Source organism: Streptomyces sp. NRRL F-2664, from assembly GCF_000719345.1.
Taxonomy (GTDB): domain Bacteria; phylum Actinomycetota; class Actinomycetes; order Streptomycetales; family Streptomycetaceae; genus Streptomyces.
Map to the genome: position 1 here is coordinate 300,663 of NZ_JOFX01000005.1, position 26,912 is coordinate 327,574.

The 26,912-nt window shown below is 72.8% G+C and carries 22 protein-coding genes; 13 read left to right on the top strand and 9 right to left on the bottom strand.

Annotated features, from left to right (window positions below):
• Positions 1-45: 45 nt before the first annotated feature.
• The gene (locus tag IF89_RS0108660; protein WP_030763629.1) at positions 46-1,263 is read right to left on the bottom strand and encodes an aminotransferase class I/II-fold pyridoxal phosphate-dependent enzyme; all 1,218 of its coding nucleotides are present in this window, start codon (positions 1,261-1,263) and stop codon (positions 46-48) included.
• 295 nt (positions 1,264-1,558) lie between these two features.
• On the opposite strand from IF89_RS0108660, the gene IF89_RS0108665 reads away from it, so the two are divergent.
• Positions 1,559-2,404 (top strand): methyltransferase domain-containing protein, encoded by an 846-nt coding sequence (locus tag IF89_RS0108665; protein ID WP_030763631.1) that lies wholly within the window; start codon positions 1,559-1,561, stop codon positions 2,402-2,404.
• 42 nt (positions 2,405-2,446) lie between these two features.
• Here IF89_RS0108665 and IF89_RS0108670 read toward each other — a convergent pair whose 3' ends face one another.
• The 3 genes from IF89_RS0108670 to IF89_RS0108680 form a co-directional block, all read right to left on the bottom strand.
• Positions 2,447-4,414, bottom strand: coding sequence for a DUF5107 domain-containing protein (locus tag IF89_RS0108670; protein WP_030763634.1), 1,968 nt, complete (start codon positions 4,412-4,414; stop codon positions 2,447-2,449).
• A 58-nt stretch (positions 4,415-4,472) separates the two neighbouring features.
• Positions 4,473-5,378 (bottom strand): arginase family protein, encoded by a 906-nt coding sequence (locus IF89_RS0108675; protein WP_030763638.1) that lies wholly within the window; start codon positions 5,376-5,378, stop codon positions 4,473-4,475.
• 67 nt (positions 5,379-5,445) lie between these two features.
• Positions 5,446-6,006, bottom strand: coding sequence for a GNAT family N-acetyltransferase (locus IF89_RS0108680; protein WP_030763640.1), 561 nt, complete (start codon positions 6,004-6,006; stop codon positions 5,446-5,448).
• Positions 6,007-6,096: 90 nt separating this feature from the next.
• Between IF89_RS0108680 and IF89_RS0108685 the strand changes: the two genes are divergently transcribed.
• Positions 6,097-6,828 carry a hypothetical protein gene (locus IF89_RS0108685; protein ID WP_234327701.1) on the top strand — a complete coding sequence of 244 codons (732 nt, stop codon included), beginning with the start codon at positions 6,097-6,099 and terminating at the stop codon, positions 6,826-6,828.
• Positions 6,829-6,858: 30 nt separating this feature from the next.
• On the opposite strand, the gene IF89_RS0108690 is transcribed toward IF89_RS0108685, so the two are convergent.
• From IF89_RS0108690 to IF89_RS0108705, 4 genes are all read right to left on the bottom strand, one after another.
• Positions 6,859-8,856 (bottom strand): prolyl oligopeptidase family serine peptidase, encoded by a 1,998-nt coding sequence (locus tag IF89_RS0108690; protein WP_030763646.1) that lies wholly within the window; start codon positions 8,854-8,856, stop codon positions 6,859-6,861.
• A 13-nt stretch (positions 8,857-8,869) separates the two neighbouring features.
• The gene (locus tag IF89_RS0108695) at positions 8,870-10,201 is read right to left on the bottom strand and encodes a M20/M25/M40 family metallo-hydrolase (protein WP_030763649.1); all 1,332 of its coding nucleotides are present in this window, start codon (positions 10,199-10,201) and stop codon (positions 8,870-8,872) included.
• 46 nt (positions 10,202-10,247) lie between these two features.
• Positions 10,248-11,081 carry a M55 family metallopeptidase gene (locus IF89_RS0108700; RefSeq protein ID WP_030763652.1) on the bottom strand — a complete coding sequence of 278 codons (834 nt, stop codon included), beginning with the start codon at positions 11,079-11,081 and terminating at the stop codon, positions 10,248-10,250.
• Positions 11,082-11,271: 190 nt separating this feature from the next.
• Positions 11,272-11,721: an SRPBCC family protein gene (locus tag IF89_RS0108705; protein ID WP_030763655.1), complete on the bottom strand. Its 450-nt coding sequence runs from the start codon at positions 11,719-11,721 to the stop codon at positions 11,272-11,274.
• A 281-nt stretch (positions 11,722-12,002) separates the two neighbouring features.
• Between IF89_RS0108705 and IF89_RS0108710 the strand changes: the two genes are divergently transcribed.
• Together IF89_RS0108710 and IF89_RS0108715 are read left to right on the top strand one after the other, a co-directional pair.
• Positions 12,003-13,034 (top strand): Rv2578c family radical SAM protein, encoded by a 1,032-nt coding sequence (locus IF89_RS0108710; RefSeq protein ID WP_030763657.1) that lies wholly within the window; start codon positions 12,003-12,005, stop codon positions 13,032-13,034.
• A gap of 112 nt (positions 13,035-13,146) precedes the next feature.
• Entirely contained in the window at positions 13,147-14,721 is a 1,575-nt protein-coding gene (locus IF89_RS0108715; protein WP_199820480.1) for an alpha/beta hydrolase, read from the top strand.
• 99 nt (positions 14,722-14,820) lie between these two features.
• Here the strand turns inward: IF89_RS0108715 and IF89_RS0108720 are convergent, their stop codons facing one another.
• Positions 14,821-15,378 carry an adenylosuccinate lyase gene (locus IF89_RS0108720; protein WP_030763663.1) on the bottom strand — a complete coding sequence of 186 codons (558 nt, stop codon included), beginning with the start codon at positions 15,376-15,378 and terminating at the stop codon, positions 14,821-14,823.
• 396 nt (positions 15,379-15,774) lie between these two features.
• Between IF89_RS0108720 and IF89_RS0108725 the strand changes: the two genes are divergently transcribed.
• The 9 genes from IF89_RS0108725 to pssA all read left to right on the top strand — a co-directional run bounded on the left by IF89_RS0108725 (position 15,775) and on the right by pssA (position 26,767).
• On the top strand, positions 15,775-17,571 hold the full coding sequence (locus IF89_RS0108725; RefSeq protein WP_030763666.1) for a 3-hydroxyacyl-CoA dehydrogenase family protein: 1,797 nt from the start codon (positions 15,775-15,777) through the stop codon (positions 17,569-17,571).
• Between the two features lie 163 nt (positions 17,572-17,734).
• On the top strand, positions 17,735-18,547 hold the full coding sequence (locus tag IF89_RS0108730) for a TetR family transcriptional regulator (protein ID WP_030763669.1): 813 nt from the start codon (positions 17,735-17,737) through the stop codon (positions 18,545-18,547).
• A gap of 386 nt (positions 18,548-18,933) precedes the next feature.
• Positions 18,934-20,271, top strand: coding sequence for a crotonyl-CoA carboxylase/reductase (gene ccrA / locus IF89_RS0108735; protein ID WP_030763672.1), 1,338 nt, complete (start codon positions 18,934-18,936; stop codon positions 20,269-20,271).
• Positions 20,272-20,302: 31 nt separating this feature from the next.
• Entirely contained in the window at positions 20,303-22,381 is a 2,079-nt protein-coding gene (locus IF89_RS0108740; RefSeq protein ID WP_030763675.1) for a protein meaA, read from the top strand.
• Positions 22,378-23,352 carry an HpcH/HpaI aldolase/citrate lyase family protein gene (locus tag IF89_RS0108745; RefSeq protein ID WP_030763677.1) on the top strand — a complete coding sequence of 325 codons (975 nt, stop codon included), beginning with the start codon at positions 22,378-22,380 and terminating at the stop codon, positions 23,350-23,352. Before IF89_RS0108740 ends, IF89_RS0108745 begins: the two co-directional genes overlap by 4 nt.
• Positions 23,353-23,356: 4 nt before the next feature.
• Positions 23,357-23,869: a MaoC family dehydratase gene (locus tag IF89_RS0108750; protein WP_030763680.1), complete on the top strand. Its 513-nt coding sequence runs from the start codon at positions 23,357-23,359 to the stop codon at positions 23,867-23,869.
• Positions 23,870-23,871: 2 nt separating this feature from the next.
• Complete coding sequence (locus IF89_RS0108755) at positions 23,872-25,077, top strand: acyl-CoA dehydrogenase family protein (protein ID WP_030763683.1); 1,206 nt, start codon at positions 23,872-23,874, stop codon at positions 25,075-25,077.
• A 186-nt stretch (positions 25,078-25,263) separates the two neighbouring features.
• Entirely contained in the window at positions 25,264-25,920 is a 657-nt protein-coding gene (locus IF89_RS0108760; protein WP_030763687.1) for a phosphatidylserine decarboxylase, read from the top strand.
• A 64-nt stretch (positions 25,921-25,984) separates the two neighbouring features.
• Positions 25,985-26,767, top strand: a complete 783-nt coding sequence (pssA, locus tag IF89_RS0108765; RefSeq protein WP_220818446.1) for a CDP-diacylglycerol--serine O-phosphatidyltransferase — start codon at positions 25,985-25,987, stop codon at positions 26,765-26,767.
• Positions 26,768-26,912: the final 145 nt, after the last annotated feature.

Sequence of the window (26,912 nt, forward strand, 5' to 3'; positions counted from 1 at the left end):
CCTGGGTCGCGGGGTCGGGTGGGGGGCGGGGGCGGCCCGCCGGGGTCAGGCCAGCCCCGTGAGGACCGAGCCGAGGTGGTCCAGACAATCGCGTACGTGGGGCAGTTCCAGGGGATCGCGGGCGGTGAGCGCGGCCAGCCGCTCCTCGGGAGTGCTGCCCAGCAGCGGCCCCGTGGACAGCCTCACGCGCAGTGCGGCCAGGTCGTCCGCGAACCGCTGTCCGCCGGGGGTGGCCGCGCCGAGCCGGCCGCCGAGCCAGTCCTCCAGCTCCATGGCATCGCCGACCCCGTGCCGGGCGAGTCCGGCGCGCAGCGGGGTGAGGTCGGCGTAGAGGTGGCGACCGGCCTGCGGCGGCAGGGCCAGTGCGCCCGCCGCACGGACCTCGCGGTGCGCGGCGGTGGCGACCAGGCCGTGCAGGCGGGCGGCGGCGGACGCGCGTACGGCGACGGCACCGGGTTCGTCGAGGGCGTGGGCGGCGGCGTAGGCGACGGGCCCTGCGACCGTCGCGCCGGTGGCGGTGAGGACGTCCAGGGTGTGGGCGCGCAGCCGGGCACCGTGCGCGTTGGCGGGAAAGCGGGCCACGGCGGCGGGCCAGCCTGCGGGCAGGAGGGCGCCGGCGAGGTCGACGAGGACGGCGGTCCCCTCGGGCAGCATCTCGGCGGGACTGAGGACGAGGTCGTCGTGGGGGCGGTGGACGGTGTCGCGCCAGCTCTCGTCGCTGACGACGAACAGTCCGGCGGACTCGGCGGCCTCGCAGGCCTCCCGCACCAGCTCGGGCGGCGGCACGGTCGCCGTGGGGTCGTCGGCGACGGACAGCAGCAGCACCCGTGGGTCGCCGCCCTCGGCGCGCACCCGCCGTACGGTCTCCAGCAGGGCGTAGGGGTCCGGTACGCCACCGCACTCGGCGGGGGTCGGCACGTGGTAGGCCCGCCTCCCGAGCAGGCGGACCTGCGGGGTCCACCACGCGGGGCAGGGCCGCGGCAGCATCACGTCGCCCCCGCAGGCCCCGAGGAGGGCCAGGAGCAGCGCCGGAGCGCCGGGTCCCGCCGCCACGTCTCCCGGGGAGGTGGCCAGCCCCCGCCGGCCCCAGTGGCGGCACGCCGCCTCGCGCAGCGACGCACCGCCGCCCGGGGGCTGGGGCGCGGAGCGTCCGGCGGCCGCGCCGAGGACGGTCACCAGCTCGGGGAGCACGGGCAGGCCGGGCGGCGGCGCGGGCGGACCGTAGCGGACGGGGCCGCGGCCCTCCGCCGTCGTGCGCTGCATCCCCTCCACCGCTGTCCGCCTTCCGCGTTGACCGCGCCGCACTCCGCCGACCCTGACCTTTATACGATTATTTGGGGGCTTGTGCCTGTTGCCGGACACTTCCCTCCGGGTCCGACCCGCACACCCCCGGGGGACGGTGTCCCCGGCGGGACGACCACCTGCGTCCCGCCCCGCCCCGGGCCCGGCCTGACCTCCTGGCACACAGGCCTCCTGTCCATATACCAATACGCTCATCTCATATGACGAGTTGATCGCCTACGGTGGTGCCGACGCTTCGACGAAGAGGGGTTCGGCCATGGACACCAAGCACGCCGCCGCCACCGGCGCCGCCCGGGAGACCGCCGTCTACACACACGGCCACCACGAGTCGGTCCTGCGCTCGCACCGCTGGCGCACCGCGGAGAACTCCGCTGCGTACCTGCTCGGCGAGCTGCGCCCCGGGGCGGCGGTCCTGGACGTGGGCTGCGGCCCGGGCACCATCACGGCGGACCTGGCGGAGCGGGTCGCACCGGGCGGCAGGGTCACCGGGGTCGACGCGGCCGAGGACGTCCTGGCCCAGGCCCGGGCCCATGCGCAGCAGCGCGGCCTGGGCGGGGCCGTGTCGTTCGCCGTCGCGGACGTGCACGCCCTGGACTTTCCGTACGACTCCTTCGACGTGGTCCACGCGCACCAGGTGCTGCAGCACGTCGGGGACCCGGTACGGGCGCTGCGCGAGATGCGGCGGGTGTGCCGGCCGGGCGGGGTCGTCGCCGCGCGCGACGCCGACTACGCGGCGATGACCTGGTACCCGGCGACGCCCGGCCTGGACACGTGGCTGGACCTGTACCGGCGGGTCGCCCGCGCCAACGGCGGCGAGCCCGACGCGGGCCGCCACCTGCGGGCGTGGGCCCGGCAGGCCGGTTTCACGGACGTGACCTCCTCGGCCACCGCCTGGTGCTTCGCCGCCCCGGAGGAGACGGCCTGGTGGTCGTCCCTGTGGGCCGACCGGACGCAGTCCTCGTCGTACGCGGACACCGCCGTGCGCGGCGGCCACGCGACGCCCGCCGACCTGGCGGCCGCCGCCGAGGCCTGGCACACCTGGGGCACCGCGCCGGACGCCTGGTTCGCGGTCCTGAACGCCGAGATCCTCTGCCGCGCCTGACCCGCGAGCGGCCCGGGTGCTGACACCCGCCCGGGCGCGTGATCAGACCGACGGCCGCATGCGGAAGTCGTAGGGGGACGGAAGGGGGCAGTCGGTGAGGGTGGACCAGAGCTCGGGCAGGGATTCCTCGCCCTCCCGCAGGTCGGGCAGTTCCAGACCGTCCTCGAAGATCCGGCGGGCCGCCCGGACGTGTCCCTCCGCGGCCAGCAGCCGGGCCGCCAGAAGCCGGAAGCGGCCCTGCTCGCGCAGGGCCGGCCGCAGCCGGTCCCAGACCGACCGGGCCTGCGCCGGACGCCCGGCCGCCAGGAGCGCGGCCATCGCCTCCCGGCCGAGCGCCGACTCCGCCGCCGTCCACGGCTCGCCCCCGCGGCTCTCCGCGGCCAGGTCCTCGAAGGCCGCCGCGAACCCGTCCGCGGCCCGCTGCACATCGCCCGCCAGCGCGTCCGCCACCGCCAGACACCGCAGCAGGGGCCACTGCGAGGGGGCGAGCGCCAGCCCGCGCTGCCAGCTGCGCACCGCCTGGGCAGTGTCCCCCGCATGCCACTGGGCCACGCCCAGGTGGTACTCCGTCAGCGGGTCCGCGGGGGCCGTCTCCAGCATGTCCCGCCAGTGCGGTGCGACGAGACTCGGACCCGGCGGGACCACCCGGCGCCGGGCCGGCAGGACGCCTGTGCGCCACAGCTCCAGCCACGGCTCCTGCTCCTCACCCAGCGTCGACTCCTCGAAGGGCGTTCCCGGCAGCCGGTGGCCCGCGCACAGCACCTCCAGTGCTCCCCAGCCCGAGCCCGTCGCCAGCCGCTCCCCCGGCTCGGTGTCGGCCCGGCCGCGCCACGCCTCGTACGCCGCGTCCACCGCTTCCCGCGGCAGTGCGGCCTCCAGTGCGTCCGCGGCCGCGCCGCGGGCCGCCGCCCAATCCGCGCCGTGCACCGCCGCCGGATCCGCCGACAGCGGCCCGTACGCCTCCAGCCAGCCGAACTCCGCCCCGCCCTCCAGCCGTACGTGCTCCAGCTGGGTCCGGGCCAGCCCGGCCTGGATCTCCGCGTAGCCGCCCGTGCCGGGCTCGGTCAGCCATTCCTGCCAGCGCCGGCCGCCACCGCCCGCGCCCCACACGAACAGCTTGCGCCCCCGCAGCCGCCGCGTGGAGGTCTGCACGAGGCCGTGCCCAGCGGCGTCGAGGGAGGCGATCCAGGGCCGGGCGCCGTCCGGGACCTCGTAGAAGAAGTCCGCCGGGTACTCGCTGCGCAGCGGGTACGTGCGGTCCGCCCCCTCCCACTCCGGCACGGGGATCCGGCGCAGCGAGCGCTCGTGGCCGAAGTGCCAGGCCTCGTCGGCGGGGGCCAGGACACGGGTGCCCGGGTCCTCGGGGACGGCGGTGTTGGACCACCAGTACACGGGAGCGGGCCGCTCGTGCGGGTTGCGGACCCGGACGCCGACGTACAGGAACGGCGAGTCCTGCGGCAGCCACAGGTCCACCTGGAACGGCAGGTCGCGCAACCGCTCCCACTCCCACAGCCGCACCATGGCCCCGCCGTCCGGGGCGGGGACCACCGCGGCGTGCAGGGGTGCGCAGGAGAGGGTGGTGTGGCCGGTCGCGCCGGTGTTCCACTCGATGCCCCCGGAGAACCAGGCGCCGTTCAGCGCGAAGTTGGCAGGCTGGAACACCGGGTTGCGGTAGAGCAGTTCACGGCCGGTGGGCAGGTGCACGAGTGAGTGGACGCGCCCGCCCAGACCCGGGAGGACGGTGGCCCGCAGGTGCTCGTTCTCGATGACGACGGCCTCGAACTCCTGCTCCGCGCGCTCCCGCCGGTACCCGTCACGGATCTGTACGGGCAGCAGCGAGCGCAGCGGTTCGTACCCGATCTGCCGGGCCATGTCGCGCGGCAGACCCTCGCGGGACCGCTCGTCCAGCTCGTGCACGCCGTCGGGCGCGCGCAGGGCGGGCAGCGGGTTGTCGAAGCCCAACGGGGCTGCGGGGAGGGTCAGTACGGCGCGTCGGACGGTGGTGGCCATAGGGAAAGGGAACACTCCCCGGCGGCCCCTGCACAGGGGTTCCGCGGATCACCACCGGTCAGGATGACGCAAAGGCCCCCGCCACCAGATCCGCGAGCAGCGCGCCGGCGCGGCCGTCCGGGTCCAGGTCGGGGTCGTAGACCGTGACGTTCAGCCCCACGCACCGCGGTGACCCCACCAGCACGGCCAGCAGCTCGGCGACCTCCTGCGGCGACAGGCCGCCGGGGTCGGGGCTGTCCACGGCGGGCATCACCTCCGGGTCGAGCACATCGGCGTCCAGGTGGACCCAGAACCCGTCGGTGACGGGCGGGTGCAGGCCCTCCAGGGCCGACCGCGCCACGGCCGCGGCGCCCCGCCGGCGGATCTCCGCGACGGTGGTCGCGAAGATCCCGGCCTCGGCCAGCTCCACGAGGTCCGCATCGCCGTCGCGCAGCCCGAAAAGTCGTACGTCCTCGTCCCGCAGGTACGGCGCGAGCCCTTCCAGGTCGCTCAGCCCGGCCTGCCCGCGGCCGGTGGCCAGGGCCAGTTCCTCGCCGGCCGCGGCGCCGACCGGCCCGTTGACGGCGGTGTTGCCCGGGTGGCGGAAGTCGGCGGAGCCGTCGATGGCGGCGAGACCGTAGCGGCCGGTCCGGCGCATGGCGAGCGAGGCACCGAGCTGGATGGAGCAGTCCCCGCCCAGGACGACCGGGAACTCGCCCGCCCGCAGGTGCCGTTCGATCCGGTCGGCGAGCGTGACGGTGTACGCGGCGAGCGCGTCGGCGTTGAAGACGCCGTCGCCCTCCTTCCAGTCGCCGCGGTCGTAGCGGGGCGGCACCACGACGCCGCCCTCCCGGGCCCCCAGCCTGCCCAGCAGGCCCTGCTCGCGCAGGGCTCCCGCGAGCTTGTAGACGCCGGGGACGGTCCCGGGCGCGGGCGGCCGCAGACCCAGGTTGGACGGGGCGTCGAGCAGTACGAGTGTGCGCATCCCCCCATCCTGCGCGATCCGGCACCGCGGCGGCAGGCCTCGCGGGCCTGCGCCCCGCCCGCGGCGGTCACTGGGCGGCGCGGGGCATCCCGGCGGTGAGGGCCCAGCGTTCGTGGTCGCGCCAGGCTCCGTCCACGTGCAGGAAGTCGGGGGAGAGCCCCTCCAGCCGGAAGCCCGCGCCGCGCACCAGGGCGATCGAGGCGGCGTTGCCGGGCTGGACGTTGGCCTCCAACCGGTGCAGGCCGAGCCCCTCCCCGGCGGGCGCGAAGGCGTGGTCGAGCACGAGGCCGAGGGCTTCGCGCAGGAATCCTCGGCCGGCGGCGTGCGCGAACGCGCCGTAGCCGAGGGCACCGCACTGGAAGGCGCCCCGCACGATGTTGTTGACGTTGACGAAGCCGGCCACAGCGCCGGTGCCGAGCTCGCCCACCAAGAACCCCGTGCGGCTGTCGCTCCCGGTCAGCCGGGCCGCGTACCGCTCGTACTCCTCGACGGTGGCGGGCGGGAACAGCCAGGGGCGGTGGAGGTCCCGGCTCTCGCGCACCCGCGCGGTGAACTCGGGCCCGTCGGCGGGCCGGTAGGGCCGCAGGCCCACACGAGCACCCTCGCGGACGTAGATCGAAGCGTTCATCGCCCAAGGCTGGGGCGTGCCTTTCGGATCAGGCCGTCCGTGAGCGGTACGACGGGTGTGCCGGGGCGGCCGGTGTGGCACGATCGGACCGTGATCACGGACGGGACGCGGGCGGCGCTGAGCCGTCGGGCAGCGCTGAACAACGCCGGGTGGTGCGATGCGGTCTGCCGCGCGCACGGCCTGTCGCCGCAGTACGACGGCGAGCACCTCTGGACGAGCGCGGTGCGGACCCCGCCGCTGTATCCGGACGCCGTGACCCTGGACGCCGGCGTGGCGGCGCCGAGCGTGCTCCGGTCGCTCGACACCGGCTCCCCCGGCTGCTCGGTGAAGGACAGCTTCGCGGCTCTGGACCTGGCCGGAGCCGGTTTCGAGGTGCTGTTCGAGGCTCAGTGGATCCACCGCCCGGCCGGCGCCACGGTCCCGGCGGCGGACCCTTCGGCGCCGCAGTGGTCCGAGGTCCGCGACGCCCCCGAGCTCGCGGCCTGGGAGGCCGCCTGGAGCGGCGGGGAGAGCACCGGGCTGTTCCCGCCCTCCCTGCTCGGAGGTGGCACCGACTTCCTCGCGGGCCGGGCCGGGGGGCGGATCGTCGCCGGAGCCGTCGCGCACACCGCCGCCGGCGTGGTGGGCGTCTCCAACCTGTTCGCCCGCAGCGGGTCGGACCCCGACGCGGCCTGGGCGGGCGCCCTGTCCGCGATCGCCGCCCGCCGCCCCGGCCTGCCCGTGGTCGGCTACGAGCACGGGCCGGACCTGGACGCCGCCCTGCGGCACGGCTTCACCGCCACCGGACCGCTGCGCGTGTGGCTGCGGACCGCCGGCGGGTGACCGCCGGCCGGCTCCCGTGCGCAGTCCGGCTCACGGGGTCGTCCCCAGCGCGAGCCGCGGCACGTCGGTCCGTTCGATCCCGAAGACCTGTGCGTACAGCGACAGTTCCGCCTCCAGCGCTCTGATCATCGTGTCGGCGCGGCGGAAGCCGTGGCCCTCGCCTTCGAAGGCCAGGTAGGCGTGCGGGACCGGCCGGCCCCGCATGGCGGCCAGCAGCCGCTCCGCCTGCGCCGGCGGGCAGACCGGATCATCCAGCCCCTGGAGCAGGAGGAACGGCGCCGTGATCCGGTCGGCCCGGGCCACCGGGGAACGCTCGCGGCACAGGACGGCGAGGGTCTGCGGCGGCCCCGCCAGGCCGTCGATGTAGCGCGACTCCAGGTCGTGGGTCTCCTCCGCGAAACCCCGCAGGTCGAGTACCGGGTAGATGATCGCCGCGCACGCGTACACGTCGGTCGCGGCCAACGAGGCCGCCGCCGTCCAGCCGCCGGCGCTGCCGCCGCGGATGGCGAGCCGGGCGCCGTCGGCGGTACCCTCGGCCGCCAGCGCGCGGGCCACCGCGGCGCAGTCCTCCACGTCCACCACGCCCCACTGCTCGCGCAGCCGCTCCCGGTAGGCGCGGCCGTAGCCGGTGGAGCCGCCGTAGTTCACCTCGACCACGCCGATCCCCCGCGAGGTGAAGTAGGCGATGTGCAGGTCGAGCACGGGTGGCACGTGGTCGGTGGGCCCGCCGTGCGCCCACACCACGTACGGGGGCAGTTCGTCGGCGGGTGCCCGGCAGGCCGGGTGGTGGGGCGGGTAGACGTGCGCGTGGATCTGCCGGTCGTCCGGGCCGAGGAAGGTGCGGCTCTGCGGCTCCGGGTAGTAGGCCGGGTCCACCGGGTCCGCACCCTGCGCGCCGACGACCCTGGCGTGTCCGCCGGCGGTGTCCAGCTCCACCACCTCGTAGGCACTGCGCGGGCTGGCGGCGACGCCGTAGACCCGGCTGCCGTGCACGGCGAGGGTCGGCTGCCATGCCGTCCACGGCCCCGCCGCGTCCACCAGGTCGCCGCTCTCGGGGTCCAGCACGCCGAGCACCGAGGAGCCCTGGCCGTGCAGGACGGCGACGAGCCCGTCGGGGAGCGGGGCGATCCAGCGCAGTCCGGGCTTCCACAGCGCTCCCCCGAACTCCTCCTCCCGCAGGCACAGGTTGACCGCCCACCCGGTGTCCGGGTCCACCCGGTACGGGTTCCACCAGCCGCCGCGGTCACTGACCGCGAGGAGGGTTCCGTCGGGAGTCCATTCCACCTGGGCGACGGACTCCTCGGGGCCGCCGAAGACGGTCCGCGCCCCGGCCAGCTCCCCGCCGGCGGTGACCTCGGCCACCTGCAGCTCGGTGCCGTCCCACGGCATCCGGGGGTGGTCCCAGACCAGCCAGGCCGCCCGCCCGCCGTCCGGGGCGAGCCTCGGGCCGGTGGTGAAGCGGTGCCGGCCGTCCGTCAGCTCCCGTACGGCCGACCGGTCCGCGGCGGCGGACCCGTCCAGCGGTACGGCGGCCAGGACCCGGCGGACATCGGTCGGCGCGGGCCCGGTGAACTCCTCCAGCACGCACCACACCTCACCGCCGCGCAGCACCGGATCGGCCCAGCGCAGCCCGCCCCCGGTCGCGGAGACGGGCGTGAGGGGCCGCGGGGCGGGGGCTCCCGGCGCGTCCGGCTCGTACGCGTACAGCCGCTGGTCGGTGAAGTGGACGAAGACCAGCAGGGGTCCGCCGCTCGCCCGCTCGGTGCCCGTCCACGGCAGGCCGCCGTACTCGGTGAGCCGGCTGCGTACGTTCCACGGCGCGGGCAGCTCACTGACCTCGCTGCCGGTGCCGGCGGGGCGGCGGCGCACGAGGGTGCGCCGGCCCTCCTCCTGCGGCCGGGGCTCGGTCCACCACACCTCCGCGCCGACGGTGCCGACGTACTCGGGCCGCCCGTCGTGCGCGGCCGCGAGGCCGGCGTCGATGGGCGAGGGCCAGCTCCCGTACGGACAGGACTGCGTCGCGGACATCACCGGGCCCCGCTCACAGGGACCGCAGGGCGCGGTCGAGGACGCGGACGCCGAAGTGGAGGGCTTCGACGGGGACCCGCTCGTCCACGCCGTGGAAGAGCGACCAGTAGTCGAAGCCGGGTGGCAGCTTCAGCGGGGAGTAGCCGTAGCCGGTGATGCCGAGCCGGGAGAACTGCTTGGCGTCGGTGCCGCCGGCCATGCAGAAGGGCACCACGTGCCCGTCCGGGTCGAAGCGCTCGACGGACTCGCGCAGGACGGCGTACGTGCGCCCGTCGACGGGCGCTTCGAGGGCGACCTCCCGGTGGTGGAACTCCCAGGTGACGTCGGGGCCGGTGAGCGCGTCGAGGGTGGCGACGAACTCGGCCTCGCCGCCGGGCAGCATGCGGCCGTCGACGAACGCGGTGGCCTGGCCGGGGACCACGTTCAGCTTGTAACCGGCGCTGAGCATGGTCGGGTTGGCGCTGTTGCGGACGGTCGCCTCGACGAGTGCGGCCGCCGGTCCCAGCTTGCCGAGGAGCGAGTCGACGTCGAAGCCTGGCCGCCGCGGGTCGACCGACAGGCCCTGGAGGGCGGCGAGTTCGGTGAGGCAGGCGGTGACGGTGTCGGTGAGCCGCACCGGCCACTCGTACGCCCCGATCCGGGCGACCGCGGCGGCGAGCCGGCTGACGGCGTTGGCCCTGTTGGGCTTCGAACCGTGGCCGGTGGTGCCGCGGGCGGTCAACTTCAGCCAGGCGGTGCCGCGTTCCCCGGCGGCGATCGGGTAGAGGGTCCGGCCGGGGCCGGTGTGGACGGTGAAGGCGCCCGACTCGCCGATGCCCTCCGTGCAGCCCTCGAAGAGTTCCGGGTGGTGGTCGGCGAGGAAACCGGAGCCGTCGACGGCGCTGTCCTCCTCGTCGGCGGTGTACGCGATCACGATGTCGCGGCGCGGGCGCACGCCCGCACGCGCCCAGGCCCGTACGACGGCCAGCACCATCGCGTCCATGTTCTTCATGTCGACGGCGCCACGGCCCCAGACCACACCGTCGCGGACCTCGCCGGAGAAGGGGTCCACGCTCCAGTCGGCGGCTTCGGCGGGCACCACGTCGAGGTGGCCGTGGACGAGGAGGGCGTCGGCGGACGGGTCGGCGCCCGCGATCCGGGCGACCACGTTGGTGCGGCCCGGGGTGCGCTCCAGCAGGAGCGGCTCCAGCCCGGCGGCGGCGAGCCGTTCGGCGACGTACTCGGCGGCGGGCCGCTCGCGGCAGTCGCCGCCGCCCCGGTTGGTGGTGTCGATCCGGATGAGGTCCGAGGTGAAGCCGACGGCCTCGTCGAGGGCCACCGCGTCGACCGCGTCCACACGGTCCATGGTGTCGCCGGCCCCGACGGGAGCCCCGGTGTCGATTGCGCGCATGTCAGCCATACTGCTCCTCCACGGCCGCCGAGACGACCGTCGTGACCGCCTTGAAGGCGCGGATCCCCTCGTACATCGTCTCGCTGGTGTACGCGACCCTGCGCTCCCCGCTGCGCTGCACGCCCGGGACCACGGTGGCGGACAGGGCGAGGTGCTCGGCGTCGAACTCCAACTCCACGGTGTACGGGCCTGCGGGCACCGGTTCGCGCCGGACGGCGAGGGCGGTGGCCTCCTTGGCCGCGGCCCGGATGTCGGCGGCGGTGCGGGCGGGGGTGCGGCAGACGGCGGCGTAGCGCGAGACGTGGTCCTTGACGGCGACGGTCACCGCCTGCGGGGCGTAGCCGGCGGCGTCCACGCAGGTCAGGTCGTCGCCCGTGACCAGGATGACGGGGACTCCGTACTCGGCGACGACGTGGGCGTTGAGCAGCCCCTCGCTCGCGCGGATTCCGTTGAGCCATACCCCGGTGATGGAGTTGGCGAGGTAGGTGTGGGCGAGCACGCCTTCGGAGCCGGCGCCGGTGTGGTAGCCGACGAAGGCGATGCCGTCGACGTCGCCGCGCTGGACGCCCTCGACCATGGAGAGGGACTTGTGGCGGCCGGTGAGCATCTCCGCGCGGGCGTCGAGCCGCTCCAGCAGCAGGTTGCGCATGGTCCAGTGGGCCTCGTTGATGACGACCCGGTCGGCGCCGCCGTCGTAGAAGCCGAGGACGGCGGCGTTGACGTCGGAGGTGAACATCGCCCGGCAGCGTTCCCACTGGGGCGTGCCGGGCAGCACGTCGGCCGGCCAGGTGACGCCGGTGGCGCCTTCCATGTCGGCGGAGATGAGGATCTTCATCGGGCCCCCGGGCGGTCGGTTGCGACGCGGTCGCGCGCGACGCGGGCGGCACGCACTGCGCCCACCCTAAGGGCTGCCGCCCCGTCGGAGGCGGATCAGCGCGCGGCGGGGCCGGGGCGGAAAATCCACCCGAACCGGTGAGACGGCCGAAGCCCGCCCGGGCCCGCCGGGGCCCGGGCAACGGCCTTGCTCAGGAGGTGCCTTCGACCTCGGCGGCCAGGTTGGCGAGCAGGGTGTCGTAGATCCGGCCGAGGCCCTTGGGCGCGAAGGTGCGCTCGAAGAAGCCGCCGATGCCGCCGGCGCCGTCCCAGACGGTGGTGACGACGGCCTTCGACCTGCCCTCGCCGGCCGGGGTGACCGTCCAGGTGGTCACCATGGAGGAGTTGCGGTCCTTCTCCACGAGCTGCCCGTCGGTGGGCTCGGTGACGTCGAGCAGGCAGTCGCGCACGCGCTTGCTGGTGGCCTGCAGCTTCCAGTGCACCAGGGTGCCCTCGCCGTCGCCGCCCTCGCGCACCTCGTACTCGCTGAAGTGCTCGGGCAGCAGCTTGCCCCGGGTCCCGCTGTAGTCCGCCAGCGTGTCGAAGACCGTCTCCGCGTCGGCCCCGATGATGCGCTCCGTGGTGGCCTCGACCTGCGCCATGGCTGTTCCTCCAGCAGTTGTGTCCGCTCGTCACGGCGAAGCCAACCACCTCCGGCGCGGTGGCCCAAATCCGGGTCCGGCCGGCGGATCGGCGGGCCCGGCGCGCAGCGTCCCGCGGCGTCGGGCCGGGGGCGGCCGGAGGCCCGAGCGGGCGTCCGCCTCGCGCCGTGCCACGCACGCTCCTCCGCCGCCCACCCCTCTGACCAGGAGGTTCACGGCTCCGCACGATCATGGGAACGTTTGTTCTATTCTTTCGGCAGGGCTATCGAAGGAGGCACACCATGCGCTGGGAGAACCTGACCGAGGGCCCCACCGGACCGGCCGCGCTCTTCGGGGCCGACGCGGTCGTGACCCGTACGATCGACACCCCCGAGTTCCGGGGGATCACCTTCCACGAGGTCCGGGCCCGGTCGATCGTCAACCGGGTGCCCGGCGCCTCGCGCATGCCGTTCGAGTGGACCGTCAACCCCTACCGCGGCTGCAGCCACGCCTGCGTGTACTGCTTCGCCCGCAAGACGCACAGCTACCTCGACCTCGACACCGGCCTCGGCTTCGACTCCCAGATCGTCGTCAAGACCAACGCGCCCGAACTGCTGCGCCGCGAGCTCGCCGCACCCCGCTGGACCGGTGCACACATCGCGATGGGCACCAATGTGGACTGCTACCAGCGGGCCGAGGGCCGCTACCGCCTGATGCCGGGGATCATCGGGGCACTGCGCGACCGCGCCAATCCCTTCTCGATCCTCACCAAGGGCACGCTGATCCTGCGCGACCTCCCCCTCCTGCGCGAGGCCGCCGAGGTCACCGAGGTCGGGATCTCCGTCTCCGTCGGCTTCACCGACGCGGCCCTGTGGCGGACCGTGGAGCCGGGGACGCCCTCCCCCGCCGCCCGGCTGAACGCCGTACGCACGCTGACCGACGCCGGGATCGAGTGCGCGGTGCTGATGGCCCCGGTGATCCCCTTCCTCGGCGACTCCCCCGAGCAGCTGCGGGACACCGTCCGGGCCGTCGCCGAGTCCGGCGCCACCTCCGTGACACCCCTGGTACTCCATCTGCGACCCGGAGCCCGCGAGTGGTTCACCGCCTGGCTGGGCGAGCACCACCCGCACCTCGTGGAACGGTACGAGCGGATGTACGGGGGCGGCGCGTACGCGCCCACCTGGTACCAGCGGATGATCACCCGCCAAGTCCACGAACTCGCGGCCGAATTCGGGATCGGCCCCGCCCGGCGGGGCGCGTCCCGGAAGATCGCCGACCGGGAACGCCCGGCGGCGCCCGCGCCCGCCGCGGTGACGCAGCTGACCCTCCTCTGACGTCCACCACGCCCTGAACGGTCATCACATCGGGCCAAAAGCCCCTCCAATCCCGCCTTCCAGACGATGTTTCCGGGACGATTCCGCCCAGAACACTCGGCTGGGAGGCCCCATGCTCCACCCCCTGAAGAAGCGCGCCGCCGTCCTGCTGGCGATCTCCACGGTCGCCGCCGCCCTCGCGAGCCCCGTGACGGCCGCCCCGGCCGCGACCGCGCCGGCCGGGCAGGCCGCACAGGCCGCCGTGCGCTGGACCGGCTGCGCGACCCCCCGCTACCCGACGCTCCAGTGCGCGTCCCTCCGGGTGCCCCTCGACCACGACCGCCCCGCCGGCCGGACCATCACCCTCGCGCTGACCCGGGTCCCCCACACCGCCAAGACCTCCCAGGGCCCCCTGCTCGTCAACCCCGGCGGGCCGGGCGGCAGCGGGCGCGTCCTCGCCGGGTTCGTGGCCTCCGCCCTCCCCAAGGACGTCGCCGCGCAGTACGACGTGATCGGCTTCGACCCGCGGGGCGTCGGCAAGAGCGAACCCGCCCTGGACTGCGGACCCGGCCACTTCAAGCCCGTCCGGCCGGACTCCGTGCCGCTGGACGGGGCCACCGAGCGGGCCAACCTGGAGCGGGTGCGGGCCTTCGCCGAGTCCTGCGGCTCCCGCCACGCGGACGTCCTGCCCCACATCGGCACCGTCGCGGCCGCCCGGGACATCGAGGTGCTGCGCACCGCCCTGGACGCGGAGCGGATCAGCTACTTCGGCTACTCCTACGGGACCTACCTCGGCGCGGTGTACGCCAAGCTGCACCCGGGCCGGGTGCACCGGCTCGTCCTCGACTCCGTCGTCGACCCGACCGGCGTCTGGTACCGGGACAACCTCGCGCAGGACCTCGCCTTCGACGCCCGGCACAAGGCGTTCCTGGCCTGGGTCGCGCACCACGACGCCACCTACCGGCTCGGCACCGACCCGGCGGCGGTCGAGAGGCGCTGGTACGCCATGCGCCAGGCCCTGCGGCGGACCCCGGCCGGCGGCAAGGTGGGCCCCTCGGAGCTGGAGGACACCTACATGCCGGGCGGCTACTACAACGGCTACTGGCCCCACCTGGCCGACGCGTTCGCCGCGTACGCGGTGAAGAAGGACCCCGAGCCGCTGGTGGCGGCGTACGAGCGGTTCGGCGCGGTCGAGCCCTCGGCGGGCAACAGCTACAGCGTCTACACCGCGGTACAGTGCCGGGACTCGGCCTGGCCGCGGAACTGGAACGCGTGGCGCGCGGACATGTGGCGCACGCACGCCAAGGCTCCGTTCATGACCTGGAACAACGCCTGGTACAACGCGCCGTGCGCGTTCTGGCCGGTGGAGCCGCTGCGCGCGCCGGACGTCACGAACGCGGACCTGCCCCCCGCCCTCCTGCTCCAGGCGACGGACGATGCCGCGACCCCCTTCGACGGGGCGGTCAGCATGCGGGAGAAGCTCGCGGGGTCGGCCCTGGTGGTCGAGGAGGGCGGCGGCAACCACGGCATCGCCCTCAGCGGGAACACGTGCCTGGACGAGAAGGTGGCGGCCTATCTGCGGAGCGGGCAGGCCGCGGACGCCACCTGCCCGGCGCAGGCCGCCCCGCGGCCCACGACGGCCACCCGGGCCGTGCCCCCGTCGGCGGGCGGCGCCGCCCTGCACGGCCTGCTGGGCTTCCGCGGCTGACCCGACCGGCCGGCGGGCCGGCGGCGCCCGACCCGCCGGCCTCCGGCTCGGGCCGTTCGCGGGCGGCAGCACCGCGGAGGCCTCCGCCGCACCGGGAGGTCAGTCGGCGGGGAGCCCCCGCAGGGCGGTCGTCGCCGCCACCGCGAGGCGGGGTTGGGACTGGGCCCGGGTGAGCACTTCGCGGGCGCGCGGGTCGGCCAGCGCGCCCAGGCCCTCGACGCAGGCCAGGGCCACCCGCCAGTAGGGGTCGTGGGGGGACAGCAGCCGGGCCAGGGTCGTGATCAGGGCCGGCACGGACTCGGGGGCGCGCAGGGCGGTGAGCAGCCGGACGGGCTGGAGGGCGTAGGCCGTGCGCAGGCCGTTGGTGGCGAGGGCCGCGGCGGCGCGGGCGGTGCGCGGGTCGTCCAGCACGGCCAGGGCCTCGGCGGCGGCCGCGCAGCGGGGCGGGTCGCGGTGGTTGAGGAGCAGGACGAGGGGCTCGAAGGCCCGCCGGTCGCGGGCGAGCCCGAGCCGGTAGGCGGCGAGCTCGCGTGCCCACAGCGGCAGCCCCGCCGAGGCCAGGGAGGACGCCAGGGCATCGGGCCCGGCCGCGAGCAGCACCTCGTACGCGGGCGATCCGCCCGCCTCCGCCCGCAGGCGCTCCAGCACGTCGTTCACCGGGCCCACCCTAGGGCGGTGGAGGCGTCGCCACGTGGGGTTCGCGCAGATGACCAAGCCCTTCTGATCGATGATCGATGATCGGTACATTTCGGCGGTACAGGTCACATCTCCGTGGTCTGGCGCACGAGTTACCGCCGAGTTACTGTCGTTGCAACAACGTACGAGGGCGGCCTGGTGACGCAGCCGCCTCGTGTCGGTCGGTTCGTTTCGTTATGCACGGCAGGCCCCGGGACAGGGTCGTGCCGCTTCCGCCCGGAGCTCCACGCCGCCGGGTCACCGTCCGGGCCGCTCACGCCCCGGTCTCCTCACCGCACGGCACTCCGTACGGCATCCGCGCGCGCTGTGCGCCGCGCGCTTCCTCGAGTCGTCACCCTCTTCCACTGGAGTCCCTCGATGGACCGTCAGTCCAGTCAGCCCACCCTCCACACCATCGCCGTCGTCGGCCTCGGCACGATGGGCACCGGCATCGCCGAGGTCCTCGCCCGGGCCGGCCGCGAGGTCATCGGCATCGACATCAGCGAGAGCGCCGCCCGCCGGGCCTCGGCCTCCCTCGCCGCGGCGACGGCGCGTTCCGTCACCCGGGAGCGCCTCACCGAGCAGGAGCGGGCGGACGTCCTGGCCCGCTTCCGCACGTTCACCGACCTGGCCGCGGCGGCCGAGGCCGACCTCGTCATCGAGGTCGTGCCGGAGTCGTACGAGGCCAAGCAGCAGGTCTTCCGCGAGCTCGACGCGGTCGTGCGGCCCGACACGATCCTCGCCACGGGCACCAACGCCCTGTCGGTGACCCGGCTCGCCGCCGAGTCCCAGCGGCCCGAGCGCGTGCTGGGCCTGCACTTCTTCACTCCCGTTCCGGCGATGAAGCTGGTCGAGGTCGTCTCGTCCGTGCTGACCGCCCCGACGGCAGTGGAGGCCGTCACCGAGCTCGCCCGCGAGCTCGGCAAGGAGCCCGTGGCCGTCGGCGACCGGCCCGGGTTCGTCGCGGACGGCCTGCTCTTCGGCTACCTGAACCAGGCCGCCGCCATGTACGAGGCGAAGTACGCCTCCCGCGAGGACATCGACGCGGCGATGCGGCTGGGCTGCGGACTGCCCATGGGCCCGCTGGCGCTGCTCGACCTGATCGGCGTGGACACGGCCCGCACGGTCCTGGAGGCCATGTACGCCGCCTCGGGCGACCGGCTGCACGCCCCGGCCCCGATCCTGGGCCAGCTGGCCGAGGCGGGCCTGGCCGGGCAGAAGTCCGGGCGCGGCTTCTACACCTACGAGGCGCCCGGCAGCTCGGTGATCGTCCGCGACCTGCAGACCCCGCTGGACGGGTCGCTGCTGGGCACCGGCCGGCCGGTGCACTCCGTCGGCGTGGCCGGCTCGGGCACCATGGCGAGCGGTATCGCGCAGGTCTTCGCCCAGTCCGGTTTCGACGTGGTCCTGGCGGCGCGCAGCCACGAGAAGGCGGAGGCCGCCAAGGCCGCCATCGGCAAGTCCTTGGGCCGTGCGGTGTCCAAGGGCCGGCTGACGCAGGAGGCGGCGGACGCGACCCTGGGCCGGATCACCCCGGCCGGTTCGCTGGACGCCTTCGCCGAGGTGGACCTGGCGGTGGAGGCGGTCGCCGAGGACCTGGCGGTCAAGCAGGAGCTGTTCGCCGGGCTGGACAAGGTCTGCAAGCCGGGCGCGGTGCTGGCCACCACCACCTCCTCGCTGCCGGTGATCGCGGTGGCCCGGGTGACCTCGCGGCCGCAGGACGTGATCGGCATGCACTTCTTCAACCCGGCCCCGGCGATGAAGCTGGTCGAGGTGGTCCGGACCGTCCTGACGGCCGACGACGTGCACGCCACGGTCCGCGAGGTCTGCGTGAAGGTGCGCAAGCACCCGGTGGACTGCGGCGACCGGGCCGGCTTCATCGTGAACGCACTGCTGTTCCCGTACCTCAACAACGCGATCAAGATGGTCGAGGAGCACTACGCGAGCCTCGACGAGATCGACGCGGCGATGAAGCTGGGCGGCGGCTACCCGATGGGTCCGTTCGAGCTGCTCGACGTGGTCGGCCTGGACGTCTCGCTGGCCATCGAGAAGGTCCTCCACAAGGAGTTCCGCGACCCGGGCCTCGCGCCGTCCCCGCTGCTGGAACACCTGGTGGCGGCGGGCTGCCTGGGTCGGAAGACCGGCCGCGGATTCCGTGAGTACGCCCGGCGCTGACCGAGCGGGCCACGAGCCGGATGCGTGGGGAGGGCTGCTCGGGTCCGCCGGACCCTCACGGCGGACTGACCCTCCCGAGCCCAGTGCGGGCTCTCCCCCGCATCCACCCCTCTCCCACCCCCCTCAGGCGCGCTCCCCTGCGCGAATGAAGTACTTTCGCTCTATGTCCCAGCCCGCCAAGACCTCGCCCCGCGCCTCCTCGGCCCCCGACGCCCCGGAGACCACGGCCGGCACCCGGGCTGCCGCCCAGCGGCTCAAGATGCGCCGCGAGCTCGCGACAGCAGCCATGGAGCTGTTCGCCACCAAGGGGTACGAGGCGACGACGGTCGACGAGATCGCCGCCACCGCCGGGGTCGCGCGGCGGACGTTCTTCCGGCACTTCCGGTCGAAGGAAGAGGCGATCTTCCCCGACCACGACGACACCCTGATCCGCGCCGAGGCCGTGCTGGACGTCGCCCCGGCGCACGAGCACCCGCTCGACACGGTGTGCCGCGGGATCAAGGAGGTCATGAAGATGTACGCCGCCTCCCCCGCGGTGTCGGTGGAGCGCTATCGGCTGACCCGCGAGGTGCCGGCGCTGCGGGAGCGGGAGATCGCCTCCGTGGCCCGCTACGAGCGGCTGTTCACGCGCTACCTGCTGGCGCACTTCGACGAGACCGACCACCACGACGACAACGACGACCCGCTGCTGGCCGAGGTGGCCGCCTCGGCCGTGGTCACCGCCCACAACCACGTGCTGCGGCGCTGGCTGCGGGCCGGCGGGCAGGGCGACGTGGAGGCGCAGCTGGACCATGCCTTCTCGATCGTCCGCAAGACCTTCGGCACGGGGATCGGCGCGGGCCGCACGCTGAGCCCGGCGCCGTCCGCCCCGGCGGCCGTCCGCACCGAGGGCGAGGTGCTGGTGGCGGTGGCCCGCACCGACGCGCCCCTGGACGAGGTCATGCGGACCATCGAAGAGGCGCTGCGCCCGAGGTAGCACCACAGGAGCGATGCTCGTCACAGCGGCCGTCCCCGAACCGGGGACGGCCGCTTTCGTATGTCCGGCTTGCCCCTACTCGCCGGTAACTCTGATCGATCATCGCTCATCTGCGCAGGTCAATAGGCAAATGAGAGAAATTTTTGGCACGCGGTGCCTTGCCGGGTGACACGGGGTGCCATACGTTGAAGTCGTCCGGATGTCCCCGCGACCCACGCCCAACCGGCACGGAACGCGCCCCGGACGCCTGCGTCACCAGGCACCCGCACGCCCCACCACGGGCGGCGCCCAGCACCACAGCACAGCCGGACCGACGGCACACCGCACCCGCTCCACGCACCCGTTCACCTCAGCGCACCCTCACCAGCGCTAGCCGGAGGCTCACCGTGAAGGACATCCTGGACGCGATTCAGTCGCAGTCCGCCACCGCCGCAGACTTCGCGAACCTGCCCCTCCCCGACTCCTACCGCGCGATCACCGTGCACAAGGACGAGGCGGAGATGTTCGCCGGGCTCACCACGCGCGAGAAGGACCCGCGCAAGTCCCTGCACCTGGACCACGTCCCGCTCCCCGAGCTGGGTCCGGGCGAGGCCCTGGTGGCCGTCATGGCCTCCTCGGTCAACTACAACTCCGTGTGGACCTCGATCTTCGAGCCCGTCTCCACCTTCAGCTTCCTGGAGCGCTACGGACGCCTCTCGGAGCTCACCAAGCGCCACGACCTCCCGTACCACGTCATCGGCTCCGACCTCGCGGGCGTCGTCCTGCGCACCGGCCCCGGCGTCAACGCCTGGAACCCGGGCGACGAGGTCGTCGCGCACTGCCTCTCCGTCGAGCTGGAGTCCTCCGACGGCCACAACGACACGATGCTCGACCCCGAGCAGCGCATCTGGGGCTTCGAGACCAACTTCGGCGGCCTGGCCGAGATCGCACTCGTCAAGTCCAACCAGCTGATGCCCAAGCCCGACCACCTCAGCTGGGAGGAGGCCGCCTCCCCCGGCCTGGTGAACTCCACCGCCTACCGCCAGCTGGTCTCCCAGAACGGCGCAGGCATGAAGCAGGGCGACAACGTCCTGATCTGGGGCGCCAGCGGCGGCCTCGGCAGCTACGCCACCCAGTTCGCACTGGCCGGCGGCGCCAACCCGATCTGCGTCGTCTCCTCCCCCGAGAAGGCCGACATCTGCCGCTCCATGGGGGCCACCGCGGTCATCGACCGCAATGCCGAGGGCTACAAGTTCTGGAAGGACGAGAACACCCAGGACCCGCGCGAGTGGAAGCGCTTCGGCTCCAAGATCCGCGAGCTGACCGGCGGCGAGGACATCGACATCGTCTTCGAGCACCCGGGCCGCGAGACCTTCGGCGCCTCGGTCTACGTCACCCGCAAGGGCGGCACCATCACCACCTGCGCCTCCACCTCCGGCTACATGCATCAGTACGACAACCGCTACCTGTGGATGTCGCTCAAGCGCATCGTCGGCTCGCACTTCGCCAACTACCGCGAGGCGTGGGAGGCCAACCGCCTGATCGCCAAGGGCAAGATCCACCCCACCCTGTCGAAGGTCTACTCCCTGGAGGAGACCGGCCAGGCCGCCTACGACGTGCACCGCAACCTCCACCAGGGCAAGGTCGGCGTCCTCGCGCTGGCCCCCGAGGAGGGCCTGGGCGTCCGCAACCACGAGATGCGCGCCCAGCACCTCGACGCCATCAACCGCTTCCGCAACGTCTGAGTCCGTTCAAAGGCCTAAGGGACAGCCTGAGATGACAGAGCGCCAGAAGGACCGTCCGTGGCTCATGCGGACGTACGCCGGCCACTCCACGGCCGAGGCGTCCAACGAGCTGTACCGCCGCAACCTCGCCAAGGGCCAGACCGGCCTGTCGGTCGCGTTCGACCTGCCGACGCAGACCGGCTACGACCCCGACCACATCCTCGCCCGCGGCGAAGTGGGCCGGGTCGGCGTCCCGGTCTCCCATCTGGGCGACATGAGGCGGCTGTTCCAGGACATACCCCTGGAGCAGATGAACACCTCGATGACGATCAACGCCACCGCCATGTGGCTGCTGGCGCTCTACCAGGTGGCCGCCGAGGAGCAGGGCGCGGACATCTCCCAGCTCCAGGGCACCACCCAGAACGACATCGTCAAGGAGTACCTCTCGCGCGGGACGCACGTCTTCCCGCCGGGGCCATCCCTGCGGCTGACGACGGACATGATCGCGTACACGGTCAACCACATCCCCAAGTGGAACCCGATCAACATCTGCAGCTACCACCTGCAGGAGGCCGGGGCCACCCCGGTCCAGGAGATCTCGTACGCCATGTCCACGGCGATCGCCGTCCTCGACTCGGTGCGCGACTCGGGGCAGGTCCCCGAGGAGCGCTTCGGCGAGGTGGTCGCCCGCATCTCCTTCTTCGTCAACGCGGGCGTCCGCTTCATCGAGGAGATGTGCAAGATGCGCGCCTTCGGCCGCATCTGGGACAAGGTCACCAAGGAGCGCTACGGCATCGAGAACGCGAAGCAGCGCCGCTTCCGTTACGGCGTCCAGGTCAACTCCCTGGGACTCACCGAGGCGCAGCCGGAGAACAACGTCCAGCGCATCGTGCTGGAGATGCTCGCGGTCACCCTCTCCAAGGACGCCCGCGCCCGCGCGGTGCAGCTGCCCGCCTGGAACGAGGCGCTGGGCCTGCCCCGGCCCTGGGACCAGCAGTGGTCACTGCGCATCCAGCAGGTCCTCGCCCACGAGAGCGACCTGCTGGAGTACGACGACATCTTCGCCGGATCCCACGTCATCGAGGCCAAAGTCGACTCCCTGGTCGCCGACTGCCTGGCCGAGATCGACCGGATCCAGGAGATGGGCGGCGCGATGGCCGCCGTCGAGTCCGGCTACCTCAAGGCCCAGCTGGTCTCCTCGCACGCCGAACGGCGGGCGCGGATCGAGGCCGGCGAGGACAAGATCGTCGGCGTGAACTGCTTCGAGCAGACCGAGCCCAACCCGCTGACCGCCGACCTCGACGGCGCCATCATGACGGTCGACGCGGCCACCGAGGCCGTCACCGTCGAGCGGATCGGCCGCTGGCGCGCCGAGCGCCAGGAGTCCTCGGACCGCCAGGGGAACGGCGACCCGTTCGTCTTCCCCACCACCCAGCAGGCACTGGAGCGCCTCAAGGAGGCGGCGGCGGGCACCGAGAACCTGATGGAGGCCACCCTGGAGTGCGCCCGCGCAGGTGTCACCACCGGCGAGTGGGCTGGTGCGCTGCGCGAGGTGTTCGGCGAGTTCCGCGCCCCGACCGGGGTCTCCTCGGCGCCGGTCGCCGTGGCCGCCGAGCCGGGCACGCCGATGCACGAGGTCCGCGAGAAGGTGTCCCGCACGGCCGACGAGCTCGGCTCGGGCCGGCTGCGCCTGCTGGTCGGCAAGCCCGGCCTGGACGGGCACTCCAACGGAGCGGAGCAGATCGCCGTCCGCGCCCGCGACGCCGGCTTCGAGGTGGTCTACCAGGGCATCAGGCTGACGCCCGAGGAGATCTCCTCCGCGGCGCTGGCCGAGGACGTGCACTGCGTGGGACTGTCCATCCTCTCCGGATCGCACAGCGCCCTCGTGCCCGACGTCCTGGAGCGGCTGCGCACGGCGGGGGCGGGTGACATCCCCGTCATCGTCGGAGGCATCATTCCGAACGCCGACGCCGTCGCGCTCAAGGCCGCGGGGGTCGCCGCGGTCTTCACACCGAAGGACTTCGGCATCACGGAGATCATCGGCCGTATCGTCGACGAGATCCGCAAGGCCAACAAGCTCGACCCGCTCGACAACGCCGCACTCATTGCAAGCACGGAGGTCCCCGCATGACCACGCCAGTCCACCCGGTGAACCGCCTTCGCCCGCGCCGCTCCTGCCTCGCGGTGCCCGGCTCGAACCCGCGGTTCCTGGAGAAGGCCCAGGGCCTGCCGGCCGACCAGGTCTTCCTGGACCTGGAGGACGCCTGCGCCCCGCTCGCCAAGGAAGGCGCCCGCCACACCATCGTGGACGCGCTGAACAACGGCGACTGGACCGGCAAGACCCTCGTCGTGCGCGTCAACGACTGGACCACCCACTGGACCTACCGCGACGTCGTCACGGTCGTCGAGGGCGCCGGCCAGAACCTCGACTGCATCATGCTGCCGAAGGTCCAGGACGCCCAGCAGGTCGTCGCCCTCGACCTCCTGCTGACCCAGATCGAGAAGACCATGGGCTTCGAGGTCGGCAAGATCGGCATCGAGGCGCAGATCGAGAACGCCAAGGGCCTGGTGAACGTCGACGAGATCGCCGCCGCCTCGCCCCGGCTGGAGACCATCATCTTCGGCCCCGCCGACTTCATGGCCTCGATCAACATGAAGTCCCTGGTCGTGGGCATGCAGCCGCCCGGCTACCCGGCGGACGCCTACCACTACATCCTGATGCGGATCCTGATGGCGGCCCGCACCCACAACCTCCAGGCCATCGACGGCCCCTTCCTCCAGATCCGCGACGTGGACGCCTACCGCGAGGTGGCGGGCCGGGCGGCGGCGCTGGGCTTCGACGGCAAGTGGGTGCTCCACCCCGGCCAGGTCGACGCCGCCAACGAGGTCTTCTCCCCCTCCCAGGAGGACTACGAGCACGCCGAGCTGATCCTCGACGCGTACGACTGGTGCACCTCGGAGGCCGGCGGCAAGAAGGGCTCCGCGATGCTCGGCGACGAGATGATCGACGAGGCCAGCCGCAAGATGGCCCTGGTCATCGCGGGCAAGGGCCGGGCCGCCGGCATGCAGCGCACCACCAAGTTCGAGATCCCGGAGGCGTAGGGCCATGCAGTTCGGACGCACGTACGAGGAGTTCGAGGTCGGTGCGGTCTACAAGCACTGGCCCGGGAAGACGGTCACGGAGTACGACGACCACCTCTTCTGCCTCCTGACCATGAACCACCACCCGCTCCACATGGACAGCAACTACGCCGAGAACACCACCGACTTCGGCAAGAACGTGGTCGTGGGCAACTACATCTACTCGCTACTGCTCGGCATGTCCGTGCCGGACGTCTCCGGGAAGGCCATCGCCAACCTGGAGATCGAGTCCCTGCGGCACGTGGCGCCGACCTTCCACGGCGACACGATCTACGGCGAGACCACGGTCCTCGACAAGACCCCGTCGAAGTCGAAGAACGACCGCGGCATCGTCCACGTCGAGACCAAGGGCTACAAGCAGGACGGCACCCTCGTCTGCGTCTTCCGGCGCAAGGTGATGGTCCCGACCGAGACGTACATCAAGGAGCGCGGCGGCGAGCAGCCCGGCCGCCCCCAGCTGAAGACCCAGGAGAAGTAGCCATGGCCCGACTCGCCCAGACCGCCGGGCTCACCGACGTCCAGCGGGAGATCCTCAAGACCGTCCGCGAGTTCGTCGACAAGGAGATCATCCCGGTCGCCACCGAGCTGGAGCACCGCGACGAGTACCCGCAGCAGATCGTCGACGGCCTCAAGGAGCTCGGCCTCTTCGGGCTGATGATCCCGGAGGAGTACGGCGGCCTGGGTGAGTCGCTCCTCACCTACGCCCTGTGCGTCGAGGAGATCGCACGGGGCTGGATGTCGGTCTCCGGCATCATCAACACGCACTTCATCGTGGCGTACATGCTCAAGCAGCACGGCACGCAGGAGCAGAAGGACCACTTCCTCCCGCGGATGGCCCTCGGCGAGGTGCGCGGCGCGTTCTCGATGTCCGAGCCGGCGCTCGGCTCCGACGTGTCGGCCATCTCGTCCAAGGCGGTCAAGGACGGGGACGAGTACGTCCTGAACGGCCAGAAGATGTGGCTGACCAACGGCGGCAGCTCCACCCTGGTGGCCGTCCTCGTCCGGAGTGACGAAGGACACCCCGAGGGCACCGCGCCCCACAAGTCGATGACGACCTTCCTCGTCGAGAAGGAGCCCGGCTTCGGTGAGGTCCGCCCCGGCCTGACCATCCCCGGCAAGATCGACAAGATGGGCTACAAGGGGGTCGACACGACCGAGCTCATCATGGACGGACTGCGCATTCCGGCCAATCGGGTCCTTGGCGGCCGGACCGGCCGAGGGTTTTACCAAATGATGGACGGCGTCGAGGTCGGCCGCGTCAACGTGGCGGCGCGTGGCTGCGGCGTCGCTCAGCGTGCTTTCGAGCTCGGTGTCTCGTACGCCCAGCAACGTCACACTTTCGGCAAGGCGATCGCCGACCACCAGGCCATCCAGTTCAAGCTGGCCGAGATGGCTACCAAGGTCGAAGCCGCTCATGCGATGATGGTGAACGCAGCACGCAAAAAGGACTCCGGGGAACGAAACGACCTCGAAGCAGGGATGGCGAAGTACCTCGCCTCCGAGTACTGCAAGGAGGTGGTGGAGGACGCCTTCCGCATCCACGGTGGATACGGATTCTCGAAGGAGTACGAGATCGAGCGCCTCTACCGCGAGGCTCCGATGCTGCTCATCGGTGAAGGTACCGCCGAGATCCAGAAAATGATCATCGGGCGACGCCTGCTCGAGGAGTACCGACTCCAGGGCTGAAAGTCCCTTTTGCGACGGATCCTCCCAGGGTCCGTCGCAGCGGGGTCACTACCAGTCACTGGCCGACGGCCATCGACTCGGCTTCTGGCTTGCCCAGTTGTTGCGCGCAACCGATAGCATTCCAGTAAAGCCGCCGTCCCGTCCCCCTGTTTGCGGCGCGGCAATCACCCGCTACGAAGGTCATCCATGCCCCACAGCCAAACCTCTGCACCCCGCGACAGCCGATCCGGCGTACGTCTCGCCCGCGGAGCATCGCCGTGGCTTCTGCCGACCGTCGCCACCGCGGCGCTCAGCCTCACCCGGGCCCGCAAGTCCGGGCGCTGGGCCGCTGTGGCCGTGCCCGCAACCGCGCTCGCCGCGGGCATGCTGTGGTTCTTCCGCGACCCCGAGCGTGAGATCGCTCAGGGCCGTGTCATCTCGCCCGCCGACGGTGTGGTGCAGAGCATCATGCCGTGGAAGGACGGGCGGACCCGGGTCGCGATCTTCATGAGCCCGCTCAACGTCCACGTCAACCGCGCCCCCCTCGCGGGCACGGTGACGTCCGTGGAGCACATCCCCGGCGGATTCGTCCCGGCCTTCAACAAGGAGAGCGAGAACAACGAGCGCGTTGTCTGGCACTTCGACACCGAGCTCGGTGACATCGAGATGGTGCAGATCGCCGGCGCCGTCGCCCGGCGCATCGTCCCGTACCTGCCGGCCGGCACCAAGGTGGAGCAGGGCGAACGCATCGGTCTGATCCGCTTCGGCTCCCGCGTCGACATCTACCTCCCGGAGGGCGTCGAGGTCGCGGTCGAGGTCGGTCAGGCCACCACCGCGGGGGTGACACGAATTGACCGTGACTGACCCTGAGACTCCGGCCGCCGGCTGGGTGCCCGAGTCCGCCGAGGAGGAGTCCGCCGAGGACGACATGCCGCTCTCGCTGCGGCTGTCGATAGCGGACACCCTCACCCTCGGCAACGCGACGTGCGGATTCATGGCGGTGTACTTCACCACCACCGGAATCCTCATTCCGCACCTCACCGGGAGCGGCGAGACGGGCATGGCCCGTAACAGCGCCGCCACCGCGGTGATACTGATGCTGCTCGCCGCGGTCTTCGACCTCTTCGACGGCATCGTGGCCCGCAAGCTGCGCAGCTCTCCCATGGGCGCCGAGCTGGACAACCTGTCCGACCTGATCAGCTTCGGCCTCGCTCCGGCCTACTTCGTCCTCGTCTACGGCATGGTCGCCGTGGACGCGGACCAGAAGATGTCGGCGCTGGCCGCGATCGTGGTGCTGCTCGCCGTGGTGCTCCGGCTCGCGAGATTCAGCTGCGTGACCATGAAGGACGGGATGTTCCAGGGCATGCCGAGCCCCTTCGGCGCGCTGACGGTCGTCTCGATCGTGCTGCTGGAGCTGCCGTTCATCCCGACGCTGCTGGCGATCATCGGAGTGGCGTGGCTGATGGTGAGCCGGGTCGAGTACCCCAAGCCGCGGGGTGTCCTCGCGGTGGCGATGCTCTGCTGGATCATCAGCGCGATGGGGCTGCTGGCGGCCTGGGCGTTCGACGCGCCGGGCGGTCAGCTGCTGCTCCAGACCGGCTGCGCCCTGCAGATCGCCATGGCGGCGACCATTCCGTTGTTCGCGACGACGCGGAGGGCCAACACGTTCCGGCACAACCGGCGTGAAGCCCGAGCGACGTCGCTGCGCTAGCCCGGCAGGTTCGAGGAGGCCCCGGATGCCACGGCATCCGGGGCCTCCTGCGTGTCCGGGGGCGGGCGGTGGTGGTGGCCACACATCACGTTTGACACCCCGGACCCTCCCCGCCCCACCGCCGCCCCCGGCCCCGCCCCCACAC